Here is a 25,456-nt window from a genome sequence, read left to right on the forward strand (position 1 = left end):
CGGACGCTGGAGGCCCGACCTTGACACGATCCGGTGCTTAATCCGTCAAGAAGTTCGCCTGAGGGTCTGCGTTCGGGGGTTCCCCGGAACGGAGCAGCCCACTCGGCACCCACGGGGAATCAAGGGCGACCCGGCGGCTGACCGGATCAGCTCTCCGCAACACGCAGCTCAGAGCCTCAGTCGCCCGGTCGAGGGCGGTTGCACCCATCGTGGGAGCGTGGCCCGCCAGGACGAGAGCGCTCGGCCAGATCAACGGCTGGAGCCCGTTTTGAGCACTGTGATTTAGCTCACACTCGACTAGTTCAAGCCCCCGATTCAGGCCGTCGGGTGTCCCCCACACGACCAACGAGGTGCCCAGGACGAGTGCCGACTTGAGCTCGTGCCGGAGCGCCTTCCTGCTCGTCGCCACCTCGTACGCCGCCTCCGCGGGTGCCACTGCTTCTCGTGGCAGACCCGACGCCAAGGCGATCTCGGCGGTCACCCACCCCTTGCGGACCTCGCTCCGCCACGAATGCGTCTCAACTCGTGCGAGCAACCTGCGGGCCTCGTCCAAGCGTTGAGCACCGAGCGAATCGGCGGCGAGGCCGAGCAGGGCGTCGGCCCTGGCTCCCGCCGCGTCGATTCCGTCGGGGTCCTGGGCGCCCGTTGCTCGGAGTTCGACGAGGGCGGCGCCGTCGAGGGGACGGGCCAGGTGGTGCGCCCCCAGCTGACGGTGGTGGGACGCGCGAGTCGAGAGGGCGAGGGACGCGATCACCGGGTCGGGATCGTGACGGAGCGCGTCCAAGGCGGTGGCCGCGGCGGCGTAGTGGCCTTGGCCGCCGAGCACCACCGCCGCCAGCCACCGGGTTCGGGAGCTCCCGGCGGAGAGGGCGGGCCAGACGTCTCGGCCGGGCTGGTCGCCGAACGCGGCGCGGCGCAGCTGCTCTTCGGTCACGGTGAGGAGTCTGCCGCCTGGGGGGCGGGGTGGTGGGGCGGTGTGGCGGCGGCGAGTGGCGGGTGGGGTGGGGCCCGAGCATGGAAGAGCCGATCGTCGCGTTTGGGCAACGGGTAGCAGGTCTGAGGCGTCAGGCACCGGGCGTCAGGTGACGGCCGCCTCCACCGCGTCCACCGCCGCCGCCAGGTCCTCCACCCGCTCCGCCGGCCCGGCCACCACACCGCGCCGCCACCCCGGCCCTCCCACGAACAGCCTCACCTGCTGCCGGGTCCGGGGCAGCGCGGAGATCACCCCCGGATCGGCGTACCGCGGCAGCTGCGCCCACAGCACCACCGCGGACGGGGCGGTGCGGCGCACGGCGGCCGCCAGCGCGTCCATCGGCAACGCCGCTCCCAGCTGCCTCACCACGACGCCTCGCTGCGCCAGTTCCGCGGCCAGCGGGTAGAGGGGGAGATTGTGCCTCTCCTCCGGCATGCAGGCGAGCAGCACTGGGCGGTGGTTGCGTCCGTCGCTGACCAATGGTGTGGCGCGCACGAACGCCGCGAGCACGCACTCGTTGAGCAGGTGCTCGACCTCCACGCCGGCGCCGGAGAGCTGCCAGCGGGCGGCGACGGCCGTCAGGACCGGGCGCACGACCTCGTTCCACGTGACGATCACGCCGTCGGCGGCCAGGGAGTCGGCGAGCATCTCCTGGACGGCGATCGAATCCATGGCGAGTGCGGCCCGGCCCAGTCCGCGGGCAGAACGTGAAGCTCCTGGCAATTTCAGGCCGCGGCCGCCGGTGGGGGCCGCGGGCGCGTCGCCGTGGGTCATCGACGATTTCGAGTCGAGCGCGAAACGGGCCGCCTCGGCCGATGAGGCGCCGCGAAGAAGTGCGCGCTGCATCAATTCGAGCCTGGCCACGTCGGGCGGTCCGTATTTGCGGTGCCGGCCCGTGGTGTGGCCGGTCGGGCCGAGGCCGTAGCGGCGGTCCCAGGTGCGGAGGGTGGCGGGAGCCACGCCGAGTCGCCTGGCCACCGCGGCCACTGAGAGAAGGGGCTCACTCGTGTGACTACCGGTCGATTTGATCTCCGGTGGTGTCATCACGAGAGCCATGTTCCGTTCACCTCATCCGGTCGGCAACTCCGGGCGGTGAGTGATCGAACACGCGTGCCGTCACCCATCAGTTGATAAGGGTCTTCAGCCTCTTGAACAAGTTTTGACGCGGTTCTACGGTGGATCATCGTTAAGCCGAATGGAGCAGTCGTCACGGAGGCGGTCTCGATGGCGGACACCCGAAGGCTCCCCGGTCCCAACGCAGATCTCTGGGACTGGCAGATGCGCGGTTCGTGCCGGGGCATGGACAGCGCGTTCTTCTTCCACCCCGACGGCGAACGGGGTCCGGCGAGAGCCCGGCGGGAGGCTCGCGCCAAGGCTGTCTGCCTCGCCTGCCCCGTGCTGGAGATGTGCCGCAAACACGCTCTCGCGGTGCAAGAACCGTACGGAATCTGGGGCGGGCTCTCGGAATCGGAGCGCGACCACATCATCAAGGCGCGAAAGCGACAACTGGCAATAGTCTGAACGAAAAACCGGGGTTGGCACCAAATGAATGGCGCCAACCCCGGTTTTGTTCGAGCTCGAACTCGTCGTCCCGCCAAACGCGGGACGGACGAACTCAGTGGCCGTGCCCGTGGCCGTGGCCGTGACCGGCCGCAGCCGAGAGGGGCTCGTCTTCCTTCTTCTCGACGACGGCGCTCTCGGTCGTGAGCACCATGCGCGCGATCGAGGCGGCGTTCGCCACGGCGGAACGCGTGACCTTGACCGGGTCGATGATGCCCTGCTCGAGCAGGTCGCCGAACTCCAGCTTGGCGGCGTTGATGCCGAAGCCCCACTCGCCCTCGCGGACCTTGTTCACCACGACGGCGCCTTCGAGGCCCGCGTTCGCGGCGATCCAGAACAGCGGCGCGGACAGGGCCTTCGCGACGAGCGCGACACCCGTGGCCTCGTCACCGGTCAGGCCGAGGCCGCCGTCGAGCACCTTGGAGCCGTGCACGAGAGCGGAGCCACCGCCGGGGACGATGCCCTCCTCGACCGCGGCCTTCGTAGCGGCGACCGCGTCCTCGATGCGGTGCTTGCGCTCCTTGAGCTCGGTCTCGGTGGCGGCGCCGACCTTGATCACGGCGATGCCGCCGGAGAGCTTCGCGAGGCGCTCCTGGAGCTTCTCGCGGTCCCAGTCGGAGTCCGTGGCCTCGATCTCGCGGCGCAGCTGCTCCGCGCGGCCGGCGATGTCGGCCTTGGTACCGCCGCCGTCGACGATCGTGGTGTCGTCCTTGGTCACGACGACGCGGCGGGCGGTGCCCAGCTGGTCGAGCGTGGTCTCGGACAGCTTGAGGCCGATCTCCGAGGAGATCACCTCGCCGCCGGTGACGACCGCGAGGTCGTCGAGGAACGCCTTGCGGCGGTCGCCGAAGAACGGCGCCTTCACGGCGACGACCTTCAGGGTCTTGCGGACGGCGTTGACCACCAGCGTGGACAGGGCCTCGCCCTCGACGTCCTCGGCGATGATCAGCAGCGGCTTGCCGGACTCCGCGACCTTCTCGAGGATCGGGAGGACGTCGGCCAGGGCCGAGATCTTCTCGCGGTGCAGCAGGATGCGGACGTCTTCGTAGACGGCCTCCTGCGCCTCGAGGTCGGTCGAGAAGTGCGTCGACACGTAACCCTTGTCGAACTGCACGCCCTCGGTGATCACGAGCTCGGTCGCGAGCGTGGACGACTCCTCGACGGTGATGACACCGTCCTCGCCGACGCGCTCGATGGCCTCGCCGAGCAGGGCGCCGATGGACTCGTCACGCGACGAGACCGTGCCGACCTGCGCGATGTTCTCGCGGCCCTTGACCGGGGTGGCCTTGCCCTTGAGCGCGTCCACGACGGCGTCGGCGGCGGCCTGGATGCCACGGCCGAGCGCGGTCGGGTTGGCGCCCGCGGCGATGTTGCGCAGGCCTTCCTTGACCAGGGCCTGCGCCAGCACGGTGGCGGTGGTGGTGCCGTCACCCGCGACGTCGTTGGTCTTGGTGGCGACCGACTTGGCGAGCTGCGCCCCGAGGTTCTCGAACGGGTCGTCCAGCTCGATCTCGCGGGCGATCGTCACACCGTCGTTGGTGACCGTCGGGCCACCGAACTTCTTGTCGAGGACGACGTGGCGACCGCGCGGGCCAAGGGTGACCTTGACCGTGTCCGCGAGCTTGTTCACGCCGCGCTCGAGCGCCCGACGAGCGTCCTCGTCGAAGCTGATCTGCTTGGGCATTGCTTGAAGCCTCTCTGGGTAGCGAAACGCCCCGGAAGCCCCGGATGGGGCGCCGGGGCGTCAGGCATGACAGCCGAGCGTCTTAGTTGACGACGGCCAGCACGTCGCGGGCGGAGAGGATCAAGTACTCCTCGCCGTTGTACTTGACCTCGGTGCCGCCGTACTTCGAGTAGATGACGACGTCGCCGACGGCCACGTCCAGCGGGACGCGGTTGCCCTTGTCGTCGATGCGGCCGGGGCCCACCGCGAGGACCTTGCCCTCCTGGGGCTTCTCCTTCGCGGTGTCCGGGATCACGAGGCCGGAGGCAGTGGTCGTCTCGGCCTCCGAGGCCTGAACGACGATCTTGTCCTCGAGCGGCTTGATGTTCACGCTCACCGGGATGACCTCCACGGGTCGTTGGCAGGTTCGAATTAACGGCTCCTGCCACCCCGCCGTCGCGGGGGTCGGGGCGGTGCTGGTGCCGTGCAATTGGCACTCTACCCATGAGAGTGCCAAGGCTTCAACGAGACCCCCGAACCGATCACCATCCGGGAGCCGTATTCAGGGCATGTCCCCGTTGACGCGCCGAACGCTGCTGCTCGCAGGCGTGGCAGGAGTCACAGCGCTCACCGCCGCCGCTTCGGCGCGGCCCGCCGACCCTTTCACACTCGGTGTGGCCTCGGGCGACCCGGCACCCGACGGGGTGGTCCTGTGGACCCGGCTGGCCGTCGACCCGCTCGCCGACGACGGCCTGGGAGGCATGCCGGCACGTCCGGTCGAGGTGCTGTGGCAGGTCGCCGCGGACGAACGATTCACCCGAATCGTGCAACACGGCTCCACCACGGCTCGACCCGAGGACGCGCACAGCGTCCACGTGGAACTGGTCGGGTTGGAGCCCGGCCGCGAGTACTTCTACCGCTTCAAGGCCCTCAACCACCTCTCGCGGACGGGCCGTACGCGCACGGCACCTCCTCCTGGCGCGTTGCACGTACCGCTGACGATGGCCTTCGCGTCGTGTGCGCAGTACGAGCACGGCTACTTCACGGCCTATCGAAGACTCGCGGAGGACGAACCGGACCTGGTGCTGCACCTCGGCGACTACACGTACGAGTACGAGAGCGGCATCCACGTCGCCCCGAGCGGCAACGTCCGCCACGTCGAGGGCCCGACCACGGTCACGCTCGCCGGGTACCGCCGCCGCCAGGCCCAGTACAAGACCGACCCGGACCTGCAGGAAGCGCACGCCGTGGCGCCGTGGGCGGTGATCTGGGACGACCACGAGATCGACAACAACTGGGCGGGCCTGCTGCCGGACAGACCGCAGCCGGACTTCCCCGCCCGCCGCGCCGCGGCGATCCAGGCCTACTACGAGAACATGCCCCTGCGCAGGTCACCAAGGCTGTACCGGCGGATCGGCTGGGGCTCGCTGGCCACGTTCCACATGCTCGACACCCGCCAGTACCGGACCGACCAGGCGTGCGGCGACGGCCTGCAGCTCTGCCCCGAACGGCTCGAACCCGAACGCACGATGCTCGGCGCCGCGCAGGAGGAGTGGCTGTTCGCCGGCTTCCGCGGCTCGCGGGCGCGCTGGGACGTGCTCGGGCAGCAGGTGTTCTTCTCGCAGTACGACTACATCCCCGGCGAGGTCGACAAGTTCCTGCTGGACGCGTGGGACGGCTACGTCGCCGACCGGGACCGGGTCGTCGCGGGGTTCGCGGACGTGCGGAACCCGGTCGTGCTCACCGGGGACGTGCACGCGGCGTGGGGCGCGGACGTGAAGGAGCGGTGGGACGACCCGTCGTCGAAGACCCTCGCGACCGAACTCGTCACGACCTCGATCACGGCCGGAGGCGACGGCTCGGAGGAGTACGCCGAGACACCGCTGTGGCTGCGCGAGAACCCGCACGTGAAGTACTTCAACAACCGGCGCGGTTACACGATCAGCAGGTTCACGCCCGATGAGCTGCGCACGGACTTCCGCGGGCTCGACTACGTGACGCGTCCGGGGTCGCCGGTGCGGACCAAGGGGTCTTTCGCCGTGGAAGACCGGGTGCCAGGTCTCCACAGGCTTTAGTCAGGCGTTCACCTGACATCCACCCTGGTGCGTGAAGGTCTCACCATGACTCGAGTGACGCGACGCGCTCTCCTCATCGGGGGACTTGCGCTCACCACCGTCGGCGCGGGGTCGGCGAGGCTCACCGACCCGTTCACCCTCGGCGTCGCCTCCGGCGACCCGACCTCCGACGGCGTGGTCCTGTGGACCCGCCTGGCACCCACCCCTCTCGCGGAGGACGGCCTGGGCGGCATGCCGTCCCGCGTCGTCGAGGTGAAGTGGGAGATCGCACTGGACGAGCGCTTCCGGCTCGTCGTCCGGCGCGGCACGGCACACGCACGGCCTGAGGAAGGCCACAGCGTGCATGTGGACGTGCGCGGCCTTCTGCCTGGTCGCGAGTACTTCTACCGGTTCAACGCAGAAGGCCATGTCTCGCGTGTGGGCCGCACGCGCACGGCGTTGGCACCGTGGGCGATGGGCAGCGGGCTCACCATGGCGTTCGCCTCCTGCTCGCAGTTCGAGCACGGCTACTTCACCGCGTACCGGCGCCTCGCCGAGGACCAGCCGGACCTGGTGCTGCACCTCGGCGACTACCAGTACGAGTACGCGAAGGGCGCGTACGTGGCGCCGGGCGGCAACCCGCGCGACCACGAGGGCCCGGAGACCGAGACGCTCGCGAACTACCGGCAGCGGCACGCGCAGTACAAGACCGACCTCGACCTGCAGGAGGCGCACGCCGTGGCGCCGTGGGCGGTCGTGTGGGACGACCACGAGGTCGACAACAACTGGGCGGACGAGGTCTACGAGAAGCCCCAGACACCCCAGCCGAACTTCCTGGCGCGCCGGGCGGCGGCGTTCCAGGCCTACTACGAGAACATGCCGATCCGGTCGAAGCCCTCCGGCATCGACATGAAGCTCCACCGGCGGCTGCAGTGGGGCGGGCTCGCGAACTTCCACATGCTCGACACCCGGCAGTACCGCGACGACCAGCTCTGCGGCGACGGCGTGAAGGCCTGCCCCGAACGGCTCGAGCCGACGCGCACGATCACCGGTGCCGAGCAGGAGAAGTGGCTGCTCGACGGGTTGAGGCGCTCGCACGCCCGTTGGGACGTGTTGGGGCAGCAGGTGTTCTTCTCACAGCTCGACTTCACGCCCGGTGCCGGCGAGACCAACAACATGGACGCGTGGGACGGCTACGCGGCGAACCGCGACCGTGTGGCCGCCGGGTTCGCGCACACGCGCAACACCGTCGTGCTCACGGGTGACGTGCACGCGGCGTGGGCCGCCGAGGTGAAGGAACGCTGGAACGACCCGACTTCACGCACGGTCGCGACGGAGCTCGTGTCGACGTCGATCACGTCCGGCGGTGACGGCTCGGAGACCCGTGCGGAGACTCCGGCGGTGCTCGCGGAGAACCCGCACGTGAAGTACTTCAACAACCGCCGTGGGTACGTGCGGACGAAGTTCACCGCGCGGGAGGTGCGGGCGGACTTCCGTGCCGTCGACTACGTGTCGAGGCCCGGAGCTCCGGTCACGACGAAGGCTTCGTTCGTCGTGGAGGACCGGAGTCCCGGGCTCCACAAGGCCTAGCGGAGCTGGGCTCGCGGAGCCCGGGACTCCGGTCCTCCTCCAGGTTGGAGGAATGTGACAGACAGGAACCCCGGGCTGCAGAGCGTCTAGAAGATCTGGACGGTCCCGACCGGCAGGCCGGGGTTCGTCGAGATGTCCATCGAGGACGGCTTGGCGCCCGCCGCGACCAGGTGGGCGCCGAGCGCCGCGATCATCGCGCCGTTGTCGGTGCACAGCCGCGGCCGCGGCACGCGCAGCTCGATGCCCGCCTCGGCGCAGCGCTCGGCGGCGAGGCCGCTCAGGCGCGAGTTCGCCGCGACGCCGCCGGAGATGACCAGCGTGCCGACGTCCAGGTCCTTCGCGGCGCGGATCGCCTTGGCGGTCAGCACGTCCGCGACGGCCTCCTGGAACGACGCGGCGACGTCGGCCAGCGGGATCTCCTCGCCGGCGCGCTCGGCGCGTTCGACCCAGCGGGCGACCGAGGTCTTGAGGCCCGAGAACGAGAAGTCGTACTTCGCGTCGCGCGGGCCGGTGAGGCCGCGCGGGAACGCGATCGCGCAGCCGTTGCCGGTCTTCGCGAGCTTGTCGATGGGTGGGCCGCCGGGGTACGGCAGGTCGAGCAGGCGCGCGACCTTGTCGTAGGCCTCGCCCGCCGCGTCGTCCACGGTGGAGCCGATCTCGGTGATCGAGTTCGCCAGGCCGCCCTCGACCAGCAGCAGCTGCGAGTGGCCGCCGGAGACCAGCAGCGCGAGGCAGCGCTGCGGCAACGGGCCGTGCTGCAGCGTGTCCGCGGCGACGTGGCCCGCGAGGTGGTTCACGCCGTAGAGCGGCTTGCCGAGCGCGGCCGCGTACGCCTTGGCCGCGGACACGCCGACCAGCAGCGCGCCGGCGAGGCCCGGTCCTGCCGTGACGGCGATGGAGTGGATGTCCGAGAGCTCGACCTTCGCGGTGTCGAGCGCGCGGCGCATCGTCGGGACGAGCGCTTCGAGGTGGGCGCGCGAGGCGACCTCGGGCACGACGCCGCCGAAGCGGGCGTGCTCCTCGACGCTCGAGGCGACCTCGTCGGCGAGCAGTTCGAGCGAGCCGTCCGGACCGAGGCGGACGATGCCGAAGCCCGTCTCGTCGCACGAGCTCTCGATGCCGAGGATCAGGCGATCAGACACTTTGCGCAGGCCTTCCCATCGTGTACGCGTCGGCACCCGACGGCTGGTAGTAGCGGCGGCGCAGGCCGAGTTGCTCGAAGCCGTGCGCCTTGTACATCGCGATCGCGGGCTCGTTGTCCGTGCGGACCTCGAGGAACACGGGAACCCCGATCTCGTCGACGCGGGTCAGCAGGTCGCGCAGCAGCATCTTGCCGACGCCCCTGCCCTGCCAGTGCCCGATGACGGCGATCGTGTGCACGCTGGCCTCGTGCGGCGACGCGGCGAGCCCGGCGTACCCGATCAGCTCGTCGCCGTCGTACGCGCCGACGTAGTAGTTGCCGTTGTCGAGCTCGCTGTGGAACGCGTTCTCGCTCCACGGGTCGTCACCGGGGAACAGGGCCAGCTCGATCTCGTGGCACTTCGGCACGTCGGCGTGCCGCAGCGGCGCGAGCGTGACGGTGCCCGTGGTCATGCCCTGGTCACCCGCTTGCGCCCCGTCGGCTCGACGGCGTCGGGGCGGCGCAGGTAGAGCGGGGTGAGCGCGGCGGGGCGGGCCTTCGCGAGCACCTCGGCGGCCGCGGCGGCGACCAGGCCCTCCGGGCTCGGGTGCTTGGCTTCGAGGAGTTCGAGCCCCAGCACCTCGGCGTAGATCTCGGCGCCCTCACCGGTCGCCTGGTGCACGCCCAGCGCGGGCAGCTTCCCGGCGAGGTCCTGCGGGCGTTCGACGTGCGGCCCGTCCGTGCGGCGGCCGGCGGCGTCGTAGGCGGCCCAGTAGACCTCCCTGCGCCGCGCGTCGGTCGCGACGAGCAGCGGGTGGCCGCTGGCGGCGTCCTTGGCGATGGCGTCGGTGGTGGCGACCGGGTAGACCGGGCGGTTCAGCGCCTGGCCGAGTGCGGCGGCGGTGGCGAGGCCGACCCTCAGGCCGGTGAACGGGCCGGGGCCCGCGCCGACGACGATCGCGTCGAGGTCGGCGAAGGTCCTGCCGGCTTCCGCGAGCGAGTCGGTGATGTGCGGGGTGAGCAGTTCGCCGTGCGCCTTGGCGTTGAGCGTCACCCGCTTCGCGAGCAGGCGCGGCGGGGAGTCGGGCGCGAGTTCGACCACACCGGCGGTGACTGCGGGGGTGGCCGTGTCGACGGCGAGCACTAGCACGGTTGACCAGGGTAGTACCAGCCCCCGGCGGCCATCCGGTGGGTGGTTCCAGCGGGCGAAGCGCCGGAACCACCCCGGAGGACGGCCGGGGATGGCGGACGGGCTCGTTCCGCCATCCCCGGCGTCCGTCGATCAGCCTGCCGAGTTGCCGTTGCAGGCGACGTAGGACGGCGAGTGGTCGACCGTGAAGATCTCCAGCGGGCCGTTCCACTGCCACGGCGCGACGCAGGCGTTGTCCAGCACGCTGATGCCGTCGCCACCGCGGCCGGTGTGGTTGTCGTTGCACGCGGCGTAGCCGGGTGCGTGACCCTCGTGCAGCAGCGAGAGCGGGCCGTTCCACTGCCACGGGGCGGCGCAGAGGTTGTCGGCGACGCTGATGCCGCCGTCGCGGTCGTGCTCGCCCGCGGCGGCGGGACCGGCGGCCGCGAGCAGCGCGCCACCGATGACCGCGGTGGCGAGGAGAGTCTTCTTGATCATGCGCGACTCATCGGCCCGCCGCGGTGTGTCCTTAATGGACTTCACTCCAAGCGGCACACAACGTCACACCGGGAGGGGACGGGACGTCCATTCGCCCTGCGGAACGAGCTGAGCTGTGCGAACGTCGTCGATTCCACGTTCGAGGCGGATCAGCAGATGATCTTCGTTGAGACGTTCCGCGACACCCTCGCCCCACTCGACGGCGACCACCGCGTCGACGAGGTCCGTGTCCAGGTCGAGGTCGTCCAGCTCGTCCAGGTGCCCCCCGAGCCGGTACGCGTCGACGTGCACCAGCCGCACGCTCCGCCCCTCGGCCGGTTCGTGGACGCGGGCGACGACGAACGTCGGCGAGGACACCCGGCCCTGCACGCCCATGCCCCGCGCGAGGCCGCGCACGAACGCCGTCTTGCCGGCCCCCAACGGACCGGCGAGCAGCAACAGGTCGCCCGCACGCACGAGTTCACCCAGCTTGCGGCCGAACTCCTCGGTGTCCTCCACCAACGGCAGTTCGACGGTCTTCACGCTCGGCGCCACCACTTCTTCCGACTCTCTCCGCGATCGGTCGCGCACCGTTCGATCAGCGCGACCAGGTGGTCGTTGACCAGATCAGCCTGCTCCATCATCACCATGTGCCCGGCACCGGGGGCCCGGACGAGGGTGGCGTGCGGCATCTCCTCGGCCATCCGCTCGGCGTGCGAGAACGGCGTGAGCCTGTCCGCGTCGCCGCTCAGGATCAGCACCTCGCAGTGCCGCAGGCCCGCCAGCGCCTTGTAGCGGTCGTGCGTGCCGAGGGTCTCCAGGAACTCGGTGAGCACCTTCACCGTCGTCCCGTTGATCATCTGCTCCATCAGGTCCACGAGGGACGGAGCCACCTTGCGGTCGCCGAACGCTCCCATGCGGATGCCGCCCCAGGTGAGGCTCTTCGCGCTCTTGCGCACCCACTCGACGAGTCCCGGCTGCACACCGGCGAGCCGGCCGACGCCCAGCGTCACGGGGTTGTAGCGCGACAGCACGGACTTCGGCAGCCCCGCACCGCCCACCGCGCCGGCGGCCGTGCCGATCAGCGCGACGCCGCGCACCCGTTCCTCGAAGAGCTCCGGGTGCTTCTCGGCCAGCGCCATGATCGTCATGCCGCCCATGGAGTGCCCGACGAGCACCAGCGGCCCCTCCGGCACGACCGAGCGGATCACCGAGTCGAGGTCGAGCGCGAGCTGGTCGATCGTGCTGTGCTCGGCCGAAGACCGTCCCGAACGGCCGTGGCTGCGCTGGTCGTAGAGGACCTGGTGCACGCGCGGGTCGATGAGCTCGGCGAGGTCGCGGCGCTGGAAGTGCCAGCAGCGGCGGTCCAGCGCGAACCCGTGCACGAGCACGACGGTGATGTCCGGCTCGCCGCCGTCCGCGGGGTCGACCTCCTCGACGGAGATCGGCACGCCGTCCTCCGCCGCCACCGTCGACTCGCGGTCGGGCCTCAGCTGACCGAGGGGCTCCTCGGCGAGGCTGTCGATCGCGGTCTTGCGCTCGTGCGAGACCTTCGCGGTCTGCGCCACGGCCGCACCGGCCACGACGGCACCCACCGCGCCGCCGACCCAGCCGACGACCTTCCACACCGGCTTCACGTGTAGATCCTCCGCACCCGCGGCCGGTACATCCCGCAGACGATCTCGTAGTCGATCGTCCCGGTCAGCTCCGCCCACTCCGTCGCCGTCGGCTCCCCCCGCCGGCCGTCGCCGAACAGGACGACCTCCGCACCCTCCGCGATCTCGTCGTCCCCGCAGTCCACGACGACCTGGTCCATGCAGACACGCCCGACCACCGGACGGCGCCTCCCCTCGAGGAGCACCTCCATCCGGCCGGAGAGCGCCCTCGGGACACCGTCCGCATACCCGGCAGGCACCAGTGCCAGCGTCGTGTCCGTCTGCGCCGTCCATGTCATCCCGTAGGAGACGGACTCCCCGGCGGGGATACGTTTCGTGAGCGCCACGCGCGACCGGAAGCTCATGACCGGCCTCAGGTCGTGAGCGGTCGGCACCGGGTTCAGGCCGTAGATCGCGATGCCGGGCCTGACCAGGTCGAAGTGCAGGTCGGGCCTCGTCAGCAGGGCCGCGGAGTTCGCGATGTGTCGCTTCGGGTCCAGGCCGTGTGCGCGGGCGACCTCGTACGCCTCGTCGAACCGCTTGGCCTGCAGGTCGATGGACGGGTCGCCGATCTCGTCGGCGGACGCGAGGTGCGACCAGATGGCCACGACCTCGTGCTTCTTCGCGGCCTCGACGAGCGCGGGCCAGTCGCGCGGCTGGCAGCCGTTGCGGCTCAGGCCGGTGTCGATCTTCAGGTGCAGCCGCGGCCGGGCGTCGGCCTCCTCCGCGGCCCGCTCGATGCGGCGCAGGTCCGAGAGCGAGGAGACGGCCATGTCGACGTCGGCGGCGAGACCGGCGGCCAGGTCCTCGCCGGGAGCGTCGAGCCACGCGAGGATCGGCGCCTGGATGCCCGCCCTGCGCAGCGCGAGGGCTTCCTCCGTGCTGCACGACCCCAGCCAGGTGGCGCCTGCTTCGAGGGCCGCGCGGGCGACCTGCACCGCGCCGTGGCCGTAACCGTCCGCCTTGACGACGGCCATCGTGTCCGCGGACGGCGCGAGACCGGCGAGCAGGGCGACGTTGTGCCGCAGCGCGCCTAGGTCGACGACAACTTCTGAACGAGCCATAACCTGTTCATCGTGCCATGTGCACGCAGCTCAGGGACTATGGCGCAACTCGCACGCGTTTCGCCGAGCGTGGAACGCGGCTCCGGGCGGCCCGCGTTCTGCCAGGGTGGCGGACATGGCCGTGCAGAACACCTTCATCGCCACCGCGCACGCTTTCACCGGGCTGGTGGACGCCGTGCCCGCGTCCCGCCTCGCCGGACCGGGGCTCGGCGACTGGACGGTGCGCGACCTGGTCGGCCACGCCGTCTCCGCCGGACTGGCGGGCGTCCTGACCGCACTGGGCAGGCCGGCCAGCACCGAGGACATCGCCACGCCGGAGGCTTACTACGCCCTGGCGAAGACCGTCGATCCCGCCGTCGTGGACGCCGTCGTCGCCCTCTCCACCACGGACGCGCGGCAGTGGGGTGCACGCCTGGGCGAGCGGCCGGCCGACCAGGTCCGGCAGCTGGCCAGCCAGGTGGTCACCGCCGTCTCCGGCACCGCCCCGGACGCGCTGGTCACCACCGCGGCCGGGGGCATGCGCCTCGGCCGGTGGCTGCCCACCAGGACGTTCGAACTGGTCGTGCACGGCTTCGACCTCGCGGCCGCGGTGGACCTGCCGTTCGAGCCGCCCGTCGACGCGCTCGCCGAGTCCGCCGCGCTCGCGGCACGGCTGGCGGCCGTCACCGGCGACGGCCGTGCCGTCGTGCTGGCACTGACCGGCCGGCACGACCTGGCCGCGGGCTTCTCCGTGGTCTAGCGGGCCCTGATGGCGCGGATCGCGTCCGGAATGGCCTCCATCAACCCCGACGCGGGCACCGGCGCCCCGTCCGCGCCCAGCTCCGCCGCCAGCACGTGCGCACAGGCCGCGTACCCCGCAGCCAGGAACGGGTCCAGCCCGCCGGCCAGCAGCGCGCCGATGATCCCCGACAGCACGTCCCCGGACCCGGCCGTCGCGGGCCACGACGACGTCGCCGAGTTGACCAGCGCGCGACCGTCGGGGGCCGCCACGACGGTCCGGTGTCCTTTCAGGAGCACCACGGCGTTGAAGCGCTGGGCGGCTTTTCGCGCTGCCGCGACACGATCGGAGCCGACCGGGCCCGCCAGGCGTTCGAACTCGCGGTCGTGCGGGGTCAGCACCAGCGCCGAGTCCGGGTCGCGGGCGTCCCACAGCTGCGGGTTCGACGCCAGCAACGTGATGGCGTCCGCGTCCGCGATCACCGGGACGTTGGCGTCCAGGACGAACTTCAGGACCTCGGCCGACGACGTGCCCGTACCCATGCCGGGGCCGACGACCCAGGCCTGCACGCGGCCGGCGTCGGTGATCGAGCCCGTGCAGATCGTCTCGGGCCAGCGCGCGCGGATGGCGTCGGCGGCCGGACCGGCGTAGCGGACCATGCCGGACGTGGCGAGCACGGCCGCGCCGGTGGACAGCACCGCGGCGCCCGGATAGGTGGAGCTCCCGGCCGCGACGCCCGTGACGCCCTGGGTGTACTTGTCGTCGGACGGGCCCGGCACGGGCCACGTGACGTCGGACCGGTCGAGCAGCACGAAGTCCGGATCGGACGGTCGCAGGCCGATGTCGACCAGGTGCACCTCGCCGCAGTCGGCCAGCGCGTGCACCGGCTTCAGGCAGCCGAACGTGACGGTGGTGTGCGCGCGCACGTGCGGCCCGGAGATCTCGCCGGTGTCCGGGTCGATGCCGGACGGCAGGTCCACCGCCAGGACCGGAGCGGTCACGGAATCGACCAGCGCGGCGGCGTCCGGACGAAGCGGACCGCGCGCGGACAGGCCGACGATGCCGTCGATGACCAGGTCCGGGGTGCCGACCTCGTCGGCGATCCGGCCACCGGCGCGGCGGAACGCCGCCAGCCCCTCGGCGTGCGCCTTGGCCGGGTTCAGCAGCACCGCGGACACCGCGATCCCGCGGCGGCGCAGGAAGTAGCCGGCCCACAGGGCGTCGCCGCCGTTGTTGCCCGCACCCACCAGCAGCGTGACGCGGCGACGGCCCGAAAGAAGCCTGAGGGCGTGGGTGGCCACACCGAACGCGGCCTTGCGCATCAGCGAGCCCGGCGGGACGACCGCCATGAGCTCCTCTTCAGCGGACTTGACGCGTTCGGTGTGCCAGACGCCTCTCACTCACTCGACGGTAACGGACTTCGCGAGGTTGCGAGGCTTGTCCACGTCGTAGCCGCGGGCGGTCGCGATCTCGGCCGCGAGCACCTGCAGCGGGATCGTCGAGATCAGCGGCTGCAGCAGCGTCGGGACGGCCGGGATCTCGATCAGGTGGTCGGCGAACGGGCGGACCGTCTCGTCGCCCTCCTCGGCGATCACGATCGTGCGGGCGCCGCGGGCCTGGATCTCGCTGATGTTCGACACCAGCTTCGAGTGCAGGACGGCACGGCCCTTGGGCGACGGCATGACCACGACGACCGGGAGGTTCTCCTCGATCAGCGCGATCGGGCCGTGCTTGAGCTCGCCCGCCGCGAAGCCCTCGGCGTGCATGTAGGCGAGCTCCTTGAGCTTCAACGCGCCTTCGAGGGCCACCGGGTAGCCGACGTGGCGGCCGAGGAACAGCACGGCCTTCGAGTCGGCGAGCTCGCGGCCGAGCGCCTTGACCTGGTCGATGGTGCCGAGCACGCGCTGCACGGCCTCGGGCATGGCCTCGAGCTCGTGGAACTCGCGGGCGACCTCGTCCGGGTACTTGGTGCCGCGCGCCTGCGCCAGGGCCAGGCCCACCAGGTAGTTCGCGGCGATCTGGGCGAGGAACGCCTTCGTCGACGCGACACCGATCTCCGGGCCGGCGTGCGTGTAGAGCACGGCGTCGGACTCACGCGGGATCTGCGCGCCGTTGGTGTTGCAGACGGCCAGCACGCGGGCCTTCTGCGCACGGGCGTGGCGCACGGCCTCCAGCGTGTCCGCGGTCTCGCCGGACTGCGACACGGCGACGACGAGCGTGTCGCGGTCGAGGACCGGGTCGCGGTAGCGGAACTCGGAGGCGAGCTCCACCTCGACGGGCAGGCGGGTCCAGTGCTCGATCGCGTACTTCGCGACGAGACCGGAGTGGTAGGCCGAGCCGCAGGCGATCACGAAGACCTTGTCGACGTCGCGCAGGTCCTGGTCGGACAGGCGCTGCTCGTCGAGGACGATCCGGCCGTTCGCGAAGTGGCCGCGCAGCGTGTTCGCGAGCGCTTCCGGCTGCTCCTCGATCTCCTTGAGCATGAAGTACTCGTGGCCGCCCTTCTCGGCGGCGCTGAGGTCCCAGTTGACCGTGAACGGCTTGGCCTCGGCGGGCTCGCCGGCGAAGTCGGTGACCTGGTAGCCGGAGCGGGTCAGCACGACCATCTGGTCCTGGCCCAGCTCGACGGCCTGCTTGGTGTGCGCGATGAACGCGGCGACGTCGCTCGCGACGAAGTACTCGTCCTCGCCGACTCCGACGACCAGCGGCGAGTTGCGGCGCGCGGCGACGACCGTGTCGGGCTCGTCGGCGTTGGTGAAGACGAGCGTGAACGCGCCCTCCAGGCGGTTCACGACCTTGCGCACGCTCGCGACGAAGTCGCCCTTCGTGTCGCCCTCGTTGTAGGCGAACGACACGAGGTGCGCGACCGTCTCGGTGTCGGTGTCGGAGGCCATCTCGACGCCGAGCCCCTCGAGTTCGGAGCGCAGCGCGAGGAAGTTCTCGATGATGCCGTTGTGCACCACGGCGACACGGTTCGTCGTGTCGCGGTGCGGGTGCGAGTTCCTGTCGATCGGCGCGCCGTGCGTCGCCCACCGGGTGTGACCCATGCCGACGGTGCCCGCGAAGTTGTCGCGACCCACCTCGTCGAGCAGCGTCTCCAGGTTCTGCAGCCGTCCGGCCTTGCGTTCGACGGCGAGGTCTTCGCCCGTCACGACCGCGACACCCGCCGAGTCGTAACCCCGGTACTCGAGGCGCCTCAGCCCGTCCAGCACCACGTCGAGCGCCGACTGGTGACCCACGTATCCCACGATTCCGCACACGGGAAACAGACTAGCTAGACCACGCCACTAACCCTAATGAGTGAGAGCCCTCCGTAAGCGCAGGTCAGCGACACATGTGGTGTAGACCAATCTCGGATGTGGTGCGCACGACAGGATCGACTACGGTTCACCCCATGGCTCGCCGCGTGATCACGCTGACCGCGAAACAGGCCCTCGAGCAGCTCAGCAGGCCCGGCCCGCACCCCGTGCTGCGCGGAGACCTCGCGCTCGTCGGCCTGCCGGGCGTGATCTTCACGCCGCAGTCCGGCCTCGGCCTGCCCGCCGTCGCGTTCGGACACGGCTGGATGCAGCCCGTGCGCCGCTACCACGGCCTTTTGCGCCACCTCGCGTCGTGGGGCGTGGTCGCCGCGGCACCGGCCGTGGAGCGCGGGCCGCTGCTGTCGTCGCGGGTGCTGGCGGCGAACCTGCTGACCACTTTGGACATCTGCACCGGAGTGCGGCTCGGCACCGGCGAGATCAGCGTCGACCCCGCCCGGCTCGCGCTGGCCGGCCACTCGATGGGCGGCGGCGCGGCGGTGCTGGCGGCCTCGGGTGCGGACCGCGTCCGGGCCGTTGTGACTTTGGCCGCAACGGAGACGCGCCCCTCGGCCCTCGACGCGGCACGGGAGGTCCGGGCGCCCGGACTGCACCTCGCGGCGGGCGAGGACCGCATCGCGCCGCCCGTCGGCCACTCCGAGGCGATCGCGCAGGCGTGGGGCGGCCCCGTGCAGCTGAGGTTGCTGCCCAAGGCCTCTCACCTCGGGTTCACCGAGGGGCGGCACTGGAGCGAGCTCATGCTGGACGGCAGCGGTGAGCGCGGCGCGCAGAAGCTCGGGCGCGCGTTCGTGACGGCGTTCCTGCTGCGGGTGATGACCGGGGAGCGGGCCTACGACGAGCTGCTGGACAGCGACCTCAAGAACGCGAACCTGGTGTTCCAGCGGGAGGCGCTGCCGCGGCGCTGACGGACCGACGACGAAGGCCCGCACCGGTGACGGCGCGGGCCTTCGTCGTGAATCGGGTCAGCTGAGCCAGGTCTGGCCGCTCAGGTCGTCATCGTCGTCCACGGGCGCCGGACGACGCCGGTGGACCGGCGGTGGCGGCGCGACCGGCGGCGGAGGCGGTGGCAGTGGCGGAGCGGCCACCGGTGCCTGCTGCTGCTGCTGTGCCGGCGCGTAGCCGCCGTCGTCGTCCTCCGGGCCGAACGCCAGCTCGCCGGCACCACGTTCGGGCCGGTCCCACTGCGGCTTGCGCGGCTGCTGCTGCCGTTCGCCCTGCGCGACGAGGTTCTGCGCGCGCTCCTGAGCCGCCGCGACGTCCTGCTTGTGCTTCTCCTCGCGCGCCGCGATGTCGGCGGCGACCTTGTCCTGATTCGCCTTGAGCTCCGCCGAGACCTCGGCGGCGGCACGGCGGGTCTTGGCGATGTTCTCGTCGAACAACGCCTGCACGCGCGGGTCCACTTCCCCGATCATCGCCATGGGTTGGCGGCCTCTCCTCGGTCATCTCCCAGCGTGGTCTGCATGGCGCTCAACGGGTTGCTGTTGTCGTCGTCGAACAGCGTGCCCGTGGTGCGCCACTGGCTGGCGCCGCGCTCGGAGTCGCCGCCCTGCTGGCCACCGGCTCCGCCACCCGCCATGCCGCCACCCATCATCCCGCCGCCCATCATGCCGCCGGACGACGCACCGCTCGGCGCCTGGCCGCCTGCGTCCTGCAGGGACGGCAGGTTCGCGGAGCCCGGCTGACCGGCTTCGGACGCGTTCGTGTTGAACGAGCCGCCGTTGCTGTCGTTCGAGTTCGGGCTGCTCCACGCGCTGTCGGCGTTCGAGCCGCCGAGCACCGACTCGCCGCCACCGCTGCCGCTCGTGAACGAGACGCCGGACGTCGTGGTGCTGTCCGTCGCCTGCGCGAACTGCGGGCTCTCGGTGGAGATCCGGGGCTCGCCGAGGCTCGGCATGATGCCGTTGTCCTCGACGTAGCTGCGGGCCATCGAGTCCTGGAAGCGCTCGGCCACGTTCGGCGCGGCCTCGCCCGGCGCGCTCCAGACCTGCTCGCCCGCCGGAGCGGGCATCGCCTGGAACTCGGCGGGAGCGGGCATCGGCCGGAACTCCGCCTCGGCGGGCATGGTCCTGACGTCCTCGACCGCCTGCGGGAAGTCGGCGTCCGGCGTGCGCAGGCCGTCCTCGAGCCGTGCGCCGTCGGAACCACCACCCGAACCGGACTCCGCGCCCGGCGTCTGCGCGGCGGGGTTCTCGTCCTCGCCGAAGCCGATGCCGATCTTGTCGGGCGTGCCGTCGCCGTTGTCCGCGGTCAGGTTGATCTCACCGGTCTCGGTGTTCACCTCGGCCGTGAAGTTGACGCCGTCCTGCTCGATGTGGATCTTGCCGTCCTCGCCGACCTCGACGGGGATCGGGTTCGACTCCGAACCGAGCGGGCCCGTCGCCCCGGGAGCGGCGCCGCCACCGGGTGCCGGCGTGCCACCCGCGGCCGGGGTCTGCCCGCCCGCGGTCGGGTTCGACGCCGTGAGCTGGTTGGCCATGTTCGTGATGGCCTGCGCGCCGTTCTGGCCCATCAGGGCCTTGGCGGCCTCGGGGTTCTTGCTGAAGTCGAGGTCGTAGGTCTTCGGCTCGCCCTTGGGCGTGTCGATCGTCATCTTCACGTGCCCGTTCGAGTCGGGCTCCGTGACCTTGATCGTGTTGTCGCCCGCCGTGACCGTGACGGTCTCGAGCTCCTCCTCGGGCTTCGGCTGGTCGGGCTTGCCGTCGCCGTCGAGGTCGTCGGGCTTGCCGTCGCCGTCGGTGTCACCGGGGACGTCGGGCTTGCCGTCGCCGTCCTTGTCGAGCGGGTTCTCCGGTTTCGGCATCTCCGGCGCGCCACCGCCACCGCCACCGCCGCTCGGGCTGCCGCCACCACCGCCACCGTTGTTGCCGCCGCCACCGCCGTTGTTGACGTTCTGGCGGCCGCCGCCCTGGTCGGAGAACGCCGGGGGGTCGCCGATCGGGCCGAACGTGTCCTTGAACGCGTTCTTCATGGCCCCGAACATGGTCTTGTAGTCGGCTTCGACACCGGCCTGCACGGCCTGGCAGTAGCCGTCGAACGCCTTCTTCTTGCCGTCGAACTCCTCGCAGAACGCCTTCAGCTTCTGCTTGGCCTCGTTGATGATGCTCTCGCGCCGGTCCTTCACCCAGGAGTCCCAGCCGAGGGCCGCGAGAGCACCTCCGAGGATGCCGCCGGTGAGAGCGCCCACGACACCGCCGACGACCCAGCCCGGCAGGCCGGAGAGACCGTCGAGGATGCCCGCGTCGTTCTCGTAGATGTCGCCGTTCGCCTGGCGGATCGCCCGCTCGGTCTCCTCGACCGTCATGCCGCCGCACTTGTCGGCGTACTGGTCGTGGATCTGCTGCGCGAACTCCTTGACGTGCTTCTGCAGGTTGGCCACGCCGGCGTTGATCGCGCCGGGGGCCGTGCCCGCCTGCTGCACGAACGTCTTCGAGGCACCGGCGAACTTCGTCCGGTACTCGCCCGCGGCCTTCGCGGCGGGGCCCTCCCAGGACCCGAGCCCGTTCCAGGCGGCACCGAGCGCGTTGTCGCTCGCGTCCGCCTTCTTCACGTTCTCGGTGAGCTTGTGGGCGTCCTCGCGGAACTTCGCGAAGTCGATGTCGCGGACCTCGTCGTACTTGCGGTAGATCTCCGCTTCGAGGTTCGGCGCGGCACCACCGTGCCCGCACGCGGCCGCAGCCTTGGGGTAGAGCGGGATGAACGTCGCGAAGAACCGCAGGCCGGGGGCGCCGGCGTCGAGCAGCACGTTGCTGTTCGGCACGTCGCCCTGCTCGTTCAGCACCTTCTGGGTGGCGCCGAGCTCGCGCTCCACCTTGGCCTGTTCGAGGACCTTGTCGGCGTCGCCGCCCTTCTTCTCCCACTGGGAGCGGGTGGCCTCCTTGCCGGCGACGTAGCCCAGGCTCAGGCCGCCGGTGGGAACCGCGGCCGCCGCGCCGAGCAGGTAGCTGCCGACGCCGGGGTCGCTCGGGACGTCGACCCCGTTGGCCTTCGCGTACCGCTCGACGTCCTCCTCCGAGGCACCGGCACCGGCCAGCGCGGGGACGAGCTGCTTCTTGGTCTCCGGAGTGACGTTCGGGTCGTCGAGGAGCTTCTTGATCTCGTTCTGATCCGCCACGACTCGTTACCCCTTGAACTGGCTCGAGGTCTGCGCCTCGTTCGACTCGTACGTCCTGGCGACGTCCTTCAGGCGGGTGGCGATGCCGGTCGCCTCCTTGCCGAACTTCTCCAGGTCCTGGCCGAAGAGGTCGAAGCAGGCCTTGTACTCGGCGGCGACGCCCTGGAACTTGCGGCCGACCTGCCCGGCCCCCACACCCGGCACGGCAGCGGACTTCATCTGGATCAGGGCTGATCCCTCCGCCTCGTACGTCCCCGCAGCCTTGGTCAAATCGCCGGACTGAACGCCGAACCCCGACATCTGCTCGCCTCCCCTAGTCCCCGATCTGACGCAATTCGGTCTCATCGGGTTCCGCCATACAGTGCCAGCTCCGGCCACGCGGTGACCGGAGCTCCACGATGTCGGTTGCCTTAGTAAACAGCCATTCGGACCAAGACGCTGATGATCATCACTGATCGGGTGGCGCCCGGTCGGTGAAGATCGGCGGCGGGCAGGTCGGCGGCAGTTCTCAGCGGTCGGCGACCGCAGGGGAGTCGTCGGTGGTGGGCCGGCAGGACGCGGCGATGGCGGTCAAGGGCGGTCGCCGACCGATCAGTGGTGGCCTGGTGCGGGCGGCTGCTGGCCGGGCGGTGGCACCTGCTGCGGGTACGCCTGCGGCGCCCGGCCTTGCTGGAAGCCCTGCGGTGAGTACGGCTGCTGCGGGTGACCCTGCGGCGGGAAACCCTGCTGCTGCGGGTAGCCCTGCACCGGGAAGCCCTGGTGCGGGTGGCCCGGCGGGAACGGGGGCTGGGCGGGTCTGCGCTTCGACGTCACCACGACCACGGCGGCGACCGCGGCCGCGCCTCCCAGCAGCACCAGGAGTACGAGCAACATCAACGCGGTCATCCCCAGCCCCCATCAGTCCTCAGTGCACCGAGGAAACCACACCCGCGAGGCGCTGGGCGGCCGACTCGGCCTGTTCGTGGCTCGTGGCCTCGACCATGACCCGGACGAGCTGCTCGGTGCCGGACGGGCGCAGCAGCACGCGGCCCGTGTCGCCGAGCTCCGCCTCGACCTCGGCCACGGCCTGGCTGACCGACGACGCCTTGGCCACGGCCGCCTTGTCGGTGACCTTCACGTTGATCAGGACCTGCGGCAGGCGGCGCATCACCGAGGCGAGGTCGGCGAGCGACTTGCCGGTCTCGGCCATGCGGGCCATCAGGCGCAGCGCGGTGAGCAGGCCGTCGCCGGTGGTGGCGTGCGCGGGCAGCACGACGTGGCCCGACTGCTCGCCGCCGAGGGAGTAGCCGCGGGTCTTGAGCTCCTGCAGCACGTAGCGGTCGCCGACGGCGGTGGTGCGCAGCTCGATCTTGGACTCGCGCATGGCGATGTGCAGGCCCAGGTTGCTCATGACGGTGGCGACGAGCGTGTCCTCCACCAGTTCGCCCGCGTCGCGCATGGCGATCGCGAGGACGGCGAGGATCTGGTCGCCGTCGACCGGTTCGCCGTTGGCGTCCACGGCGAGGCAGCGGTCGGCGTCGCCGTCGTGCGCGATGCCGAGGTCGGCGCCGTGCTCGCGGACGGCGGCGGCCACGACGTCGATGTGGGTGGAACCACAGCCGTCGTTGATGTTGAGGCCGTCCGGGGTCGCGTTGATCGCGATCACCTCGGCCCCCGCGCGGCGGTACGCGTCCGGTGCGGCCACCGACGCGGCACCGTTCGCGCAGTCCACCACGACCTTGAGGCCGTCGAGGCGGTGCGGCGTGACCTTGAGCAGGTGCTCGACGTACTGGGTCTCGGCGTCGGGGACGTCGCGCACCCGGCCGATCGCGGCACCCGTGGGGCGGTCGAACCCGGCGCCCATGTGCTGCTCGATCTCGTCCTCGACCTCGTCGGGCAGCTTGTGGCCACCGGCGGCGAAGAGCTTGATCCCGTTGTCCGGCATCGCGTTGTGCGACGCGGAGATCATCACGCCGATGTCGGCGCCCAGCGCGGCGACCAGGAAGGCGACGGCGGGCGTGGGCAGGGCGCCGACGCGCAGCACGTCCGCACCGGCCGAGGTGAGGCCCGCGGTGACGGCGGCGTCGAGCATCTCGCTGCTCGCCCTGGGGTCCCGCCCGACGACGGCCACGGGGCGGTGGGAGCGGTCGTGCTCGGCGAGCACCCGCGCCGCCGCGGCGGCGACGGACATCGCGAGCTCAGGGGTGAGATCGGCGTTCGCGAGACCGCGCACACCGTCGGTGCCGAACAGGCGGGCCATGAATCCTCCGAATTGGACACTGCGAGGCGGCGGGAAAGACCCGGAAAACACTGCGGGAGCAGCAGTTCGAGGTGAACTGCTGCTCCCGCAGGTAGAACTGGATGACGCTCGGGGCGCGGGGTGTCCCCGCTGTCACCGGGGAGCCGTGGTCTGACGAACGCAGACACAGCTCCCGCGGTGACGGAGCATCAACGCTTGGAGTACTGAGGCGCCTTGCGGGCCTTCTTCAGACCGTACTTCTTGCGCTCCTTGACCCTCGGGTCACGGGTGAGGAAGCCGGCCTTCTTCAGGACCGGGCGGTCCTCGGAGTCGACGGCGATCAGCGCACGCGCGATGGCGAGGCGCAGCGCACCGGCCTGGCCGGTGATGCCGCCGCCACGCAGGTTGGCGATCACGTCGAAGGTCTCGGGCTTCTCCGTGGTGACGAGCGGCTCACGGATGAGCTGCTGGTGCACCTTGTTCGGGAAGTAGGCCTCGAGGGTCTTGCCGTTCAGCGTGAACTTGCCGGTGCCGGGCACGAGGCGGACGCGGACGACGGCCTCCTTGCGGCGGCCGACGGTCTGCGCGAGGTGCGCGGCGCCGTTCAGCGAGGGCGCGACCACCGGCGCGGAGGTCTCCTCAGCGACCTCGGCCTCGTCGGCCTCGGCCTCAGGAGCCTCGACGACCTCGGCCTCGACAACCTCAGCCTCGACCTCGGGGGTCTCGACCTCAGGGGTCTCGTTCTCAGGGGTGGTCACAGGAACTTCCTCGGTGTACTCGTCGCTCACTGGGCGATCTTCTTGATCTCGAAGGCCTGGGGCTGCTGCGCCTCGTGCGGGTGGCTCGGGCCGCTGTAGACCTTGAGCTTGTTCGCGATCTGACGGCCAAGGCGGTTCTTGGGCAGCATGCCCTTGATCGCCTTCTCCACCAGGCGGTCCGGACGCGTGTCCAGGACCTCACCGAAGGACTGCTTGCGCAGACCGCCGGGGAAACCCGAGTGGCGGTACTGGAACTCCTGGTCCCGCTTCGAGCCGGTCAGGGCGACCTTGTCAGCGTTGATGATGACCACGAAGTCACCGGTGTCAACGTGAGGGGCGTAGGTCGGCTTGTGCTTGCCGCGCAGCAGCGTCGCGGCCTGGGTGGCGAGCCGGCCGAGCACCACGTCCTGGGCGTCGATCACGTGCCAGGTGCGGGTCACCTCACCGGGCTTCGGGCTGTACGTGCGCACGGATCTACCTCGTCGTCACTTGCGTCTGGGGTCACTGCGGCGGTTGCCCCAGACCGATCTTGGACTGGCCAAGCGGTGGTTCCGAGACAGGCGCGGCACACATGGGCGCCAGCTACCGCACAACAACGTAAGAAGATACCGGATGGGTGGTGCGGGGACCAAAACGGGTCCTCCGAAGGCACCTCCACCCGGACGTACGCGAGCCCCGGACCACGTGGTTCCGGGGCTCGCGAAGGGTCTTGCGAAGGCCGAGAAGGCTTACCAGCGGTTGGCGTTCATCTTCTCAGCGGACTCGTACGCCTCGCCGGCCTGGCCGACGGCGGTGCCGATGGCGGCGAGCACGGCCTGGAGGTCGGCGGCGGCCTGGTCCCACTTGCGCTGCGCCTCTTCGTAGCGCTCGCGGGCCTCACCCTGGTAGCCGGCGAGGGTCTTGGTCACCTCGGACTTGAGGTCGGACAGCTGGCCCTCGATCTGCGTGGCCGAGCTGTTGATCGTGCTGGACGCGGTCTGGATCTCGGCGAACGTAACCTGCAGCATTTCATCTCCCCTGGAGTTCTAGCGATTCGGAAGGTCTTGAGG

At 70.9% G+C, this 25,456-nt stretch carries 26 protein-coding genes; 5 read left to right on the forward strand and 21 right to left on the reverse strand.

From position 1 onward, the window contains the following. Window positions 1–37 precede the first annotated feature (37 nt). Together BMY74_RS13455 and BMY74_RS13460 are read right to left on the reverse strand one after the other, a co-directional pair. Window positions 38–934: a hypothetical protein gene (locus tag BMY74_RS13455; protein ID WP_177229728.1), complete on the reverse strand. Its 897-nt coding sequence runs from the start codon at window positions 932–934 to the stop codon at window positions 38–40. Window positions 935–1,078: 144 nt separating this feature from the next. Continuing rightward, complete coding sequence (locus tag BMY74_RS13460) at window positions 1,079–2,029, reverse strand: MerR family transcriptional regulator (protein ID WP_089915129.1); 951 nt, start codon at window positions 2,027–2,029, stop codon at window positions 1,079–1,081. Between the two features lie 168 nt (window positions 2,030–2,197). Here BMY74_RS13460 and BMY74_RS13465 point away from each other — a divergent pair, with 168 nt between their 5' ends. Next, complete coding sequence (locus tag BMY74_RS13465) at window positions 2,198–2,494, forward strand: WhiB family transcriptional regulator (protein ID WP_089915132.1); 297 nt, start codon at window positions 2,198–2,200, stop codon at window positions 2,492–2,494. Window positions 2,495–2,588: 94 nt separating this feature from the next. Here the strand turns inward: BMY74_RS13465 and groL are convergent, their stop codons facing one another. After that, window positions 2,589–4,217 (reverse strand): chaperonin GroEL, encoded by a 1,629-nt coding sequence (gene groL, locus BMY74_RS13470; protein ID WP_089915135.1) that lies wholly within the window; start codon window positions 4,215–4,217, stop codon window positions 2,589–2,591. Between the two features lie 82 nt (window positions 4,218–4,299). Then, window positions 4,300–4,593, reverse strand: coding sequence for a co-chaperone GroES (groES, locus tag BMY74_RS13475; RefSeq protein WP_030478362.1), 294 nt, complete (start codon window positions 4,591–4,593; stop codon window positions 4,300–4,302). Between the two features lie 172 nt (window positions 4,594–4,765). Here groES and BMY74_RS13480 point away from each other — a divergent pair, with 172 nt between their 5' ends. Beyond that, complete coding sequence (locus BMY74_RS13480; RefSeq protein ID WP_089915138.1) at window positions 4,766–6,271, forward strand: alkaline phosphatase D family protein; 1,506 nt, start codon at window positions 4,766–4,768, stop codon at window positions 6,269–6,271. Window positions 6,272–6,316: 45 nt separating this feature from the next. Continuing rightward, window positions 6,317–7,840, forward strand: a complete 1,524-nt coding sequence (locus BMY74_RS13485) for an alkaline phosphatase D family protein (protein WP_089915140.1) — start codon at window positions 6,317–6,319, stop codon at window positions 7,838–7,840. Between the two features lie 86 nt (window positions 7,841–7,926). On the opposite strand, the gene tsaD is transcribed toward BMY74_RS13485, so the two are convergent. The 7 genes from tsaD to alr all read right to left on the reverse strand — a co-directional run bounded on the left by tsaD (window position 7,927) and on the right by alr (window position 13,285). Then, window positions 7,927–8,982 carry a tRNA (adenosine(37)-N6)-threonylcarbamoyltransferase complex transferase subunit TsaD gene (gene tsaD / locus BMY74_RS13490; RefSeq protein WP_089915145.1) on the reverse strand — a complete coding sequence of 352 codons (1,056 nt, stop codon included), beginning with the start codon at window positions 8,980–8,982 and terminating at the stop codon, window positions 7,927–7,929. Further along, window positions 8,975–9,433, reverse strand: coding sequence for a ribosomal protein S18-alanine N-acetyltransferase (rimI, locus tag BMY74_RS13495; RefSeq protein WP_089915148.1), 459 nt, complete (start codon window positions 9,431–9,433; stop codon window positions 8,975–8,977). Before rimI ends, tsaD begins: the two co-directional genes overlap by 8 nt. Beyond that, entirely contained in the window at window positions 9,430–10,110 is a 681-nt protein-coding gene (gene tsaB, locus BMY74_RS13500; RefSeq protein ID WP_089915151.1) for a tRNA (adenosine(37)-N6)-threonylcarbamoyltransferase complex dimerization subunit type 1 TsaB, read from the reverse strand. The genes rimI and tsaB overlap by 4 nt, the downstream gene beginning before the upstream one ends. 132 nt (window positions 10,111–10,242) lie before the next feature. Beyond that, on the reverse strand, window positions 10,243–10,587 hold the full coding sequence (locus BMY74_RS13505; protein ID WP_089915155.1) for a hypothetical protein: 345 nt from the start codon (window positions 10,585–10,587) through the stop codon (window positions 10,243–10,245). Between the two features lie 63 nt (window positions 10,588–10,650). Further along, window positions 10,651–11,109, reverse strand: a complete 459-nt coding sequence (gene tsaE / locus BMY74_RS13510; RefSeq protein WP_245786103.1) for a tRNA (adenosine(37)-N6)-threonylcarbamoyltransferase complex ATPase subunit type 1 TsaE — start codon at window positions 11,107–11,109, stop codon at window positions 10,651–10,653. After that, the gene (locus tag BMY74_RS13515; protein WP_177229729.1) at window positions 11,106–12,203 is read right to left on the reverse strand and encodes an alpha/beta fold hydrolase; all 1,098 of its coding nucleotides are present in this window, start codon (window positions 12,201–12,203) and stop codon (window positions 11,106–11,108) included. Before BMY74_RS13515 ends, tsaE begins: the two co-directional genes overlap by 4 nt. Then, window positions 12,200–13,285: an alanine racemase gene (gene alr, locus BMY74_RS13520; protein WP_089915164.1), complete on the reverse strand. Its 1,086-nt coding sequence runs from the start codon at window positions 13,283–13,285 to the stop codon at window positions 12,200–12,202. Before alr ends, BMY74_RS13515 begins: the two co-directional genes overlap by 4 nt. Window positions 13,286–13,400: 115 nt before the next feature. On the opposite strand from alr, the gene BMY74_RS13525 reads away from it, so the two are divergent. Next, a complete protein-coding gene (locus BMY74_RS13525) occupies window positions 13,401–14,024 on the forward strand; it encodes a maleylpyruvate isomerase N-terminal domain-containing protein (protein ID WP_089915756.1) in 624 nt (207 codons plus the stop codon). On the opposite strand, the gene BMY74_RS13530 is transcribed toward BMY74_RS13525, so the two are convergent. Further along, complete coding sequence (locus BMY74_RS13530) at window positions 14,021–15,403, reverse strand: NAD(P)H-hydrate dehydratase (RefSeq protein ID WP_089915167.1); 1,383 nt, start codon at window positions 15,401–15,403, stop codon at window positions 14,021–14,023. The two genes, BMY74_RS13525 and BMY74_RS13530, sit on opposite strands and share 4 nt — an antisense overlap. After that, complete coding sequence (gene glmS, locus BMY74_RS13535) at window positions 15,404–17,263, reverse strand: glutamine--fructose-6-phosphate transaminase (isomerizing) (RefSeq protein ID WP_089915170.1); 1,860 nt, start codon at window positions 17,261–17,263, stop codon at window positions 15,404–15,406. A gap of 134 nt (window positions 17,264–17,397) precedes the next feature. Between glmS and BMY74_RS13540 the strand changes: the two genes are divergently transcribed. After that, window positions 17,398–18,225: a dienelactone hydrolase family protein gene (locus tag BMY74_RS13540; RefSeq protein ID WP_089915174.1), complete on the forward strand. Its 828-nt coding sequence runs from the start codon at window positions 17,398–17,400 to the stop codon at window positions 18,223–18,225. 57 nt (window positions 18,226–18,282) lie between these two features. Here the strand turns inward: BMY74_RS13540 and BMY74_RS13545 are convergent, their stop codons facing one another. The 8 genes from BMY74_RS13545 to BMY74_RS13580 all read right to left on the reverse strand — a co-directional run bounded on the left by BMY74_RS13545 (window position 18,283) and on the right by BMY74_RS13580 (window position 25,414). Next, window positions 18,283–18,738, reverse strand: coding sequence for a hypothetical protein (locus BMY74_RS13545; RefSeq protein WP_089915177.1), 456 nt, complete (start codon window positions 18,736–18,738; stop codon window positions 18,283–18,285). After that, window positions 18,729–21,431, reverse strand: coding sequence for a hypothetical protein (locus tag BMY74_RS45015; protein ID WP_177229731.1), 2,703 nt, complete (start codon window positions 21,429–21,431; stop codon window positions 18,729–18,731). The genes BMY74_RS13545 and BMY74_RS45015 overlap by 10 nt, the downstream gene beginning before the upstream one ends. 6 nt (window positions 21,432–21,437) lie before the next feature. Then, on the reverse strand, window positions 21,438–21,701 hold the full coding sequence (locus BMY74_RS13555) for a hypothetical protein (protein ID WP_143091565.1): 264 nt from the start codon (window positions 21,699–21,701) through the stop codon (window positions 21,438–21,440). A gap of 321 nt (window positions 21,702–22,022) precedes the next feature. Continuing rightward, the gene (locus BMY74_RS13560; protein WP_089915183.1) at window positions 22,023–22,316 is read right to left on the reverse strand and encodes a hypothetical protein; all 294 of its coding nucleotides are present in this window, start codon (window positions 22,314–22,316) and stop codon (window positions 22,023–22,025) included. A gap of 19 nt (window positions 22,317–22,335) precedes the next feature. Continuing rightward, a complete protein-coding gene (gene glmM, locus BMY74_RS13565; RefSeq protein ID WP_089915186.1) occupies window positions 22,336–23,670 on the reverse strand; it encodes a phosphoglucosamine mutase in 1,335 nt (444 codons plus the stop codon). A gap of 188 nt (window positions 23,671–23,858) precedes the next feature. After that, window positions 23,859–24,407, reverse strand: a complete 549-nt coding sequence (gene rpsI / locus BMY74_RS13570) for a 30S ribosomal protein S9 (RefSeq protein ID WP_089915758.1) — start codon at window positions 24,405–24,407, stop codon at window positions 23,859–23,861. A 26-nt stretch (window positions 24,408–24,433) separates the two neighbouring features. Continuing rightward, complete coding sequence (rplM, locus tag BMY74_RS13575; RefSeq protein WP_089915189.1) at window positions 24,434–24,877, reverse strand: 50S ribosomal protein L13; 444 nt, start codon at window positions 24,875–24,877, stop codon at window positions 24,434–24,436. Window positions 24,878–25,135: 258 nt separating this feature from the next. Further along, window positions 25,136–25,414, reverse strand: a complete 279-nt coding sequence (locus BMY74_RS13580) for a WXG100 family type VII secretion target (protein WP_089915192.1) — start codon at window positions 25,412–25,414, stop codon at window positions 25,136–25,138. Window positions 25,415–25,456: the final 42 nt, after the last annotated feature.

The sequence above is a fragment of the Lentzea albida genome, assembly GCF_900111005.1.
GTDB lineage: Bacteria > Actinomycetota > Actinomycetes > Mycobacteriales > Pseudonocardiaceae > Lentzea > Lentzea albida.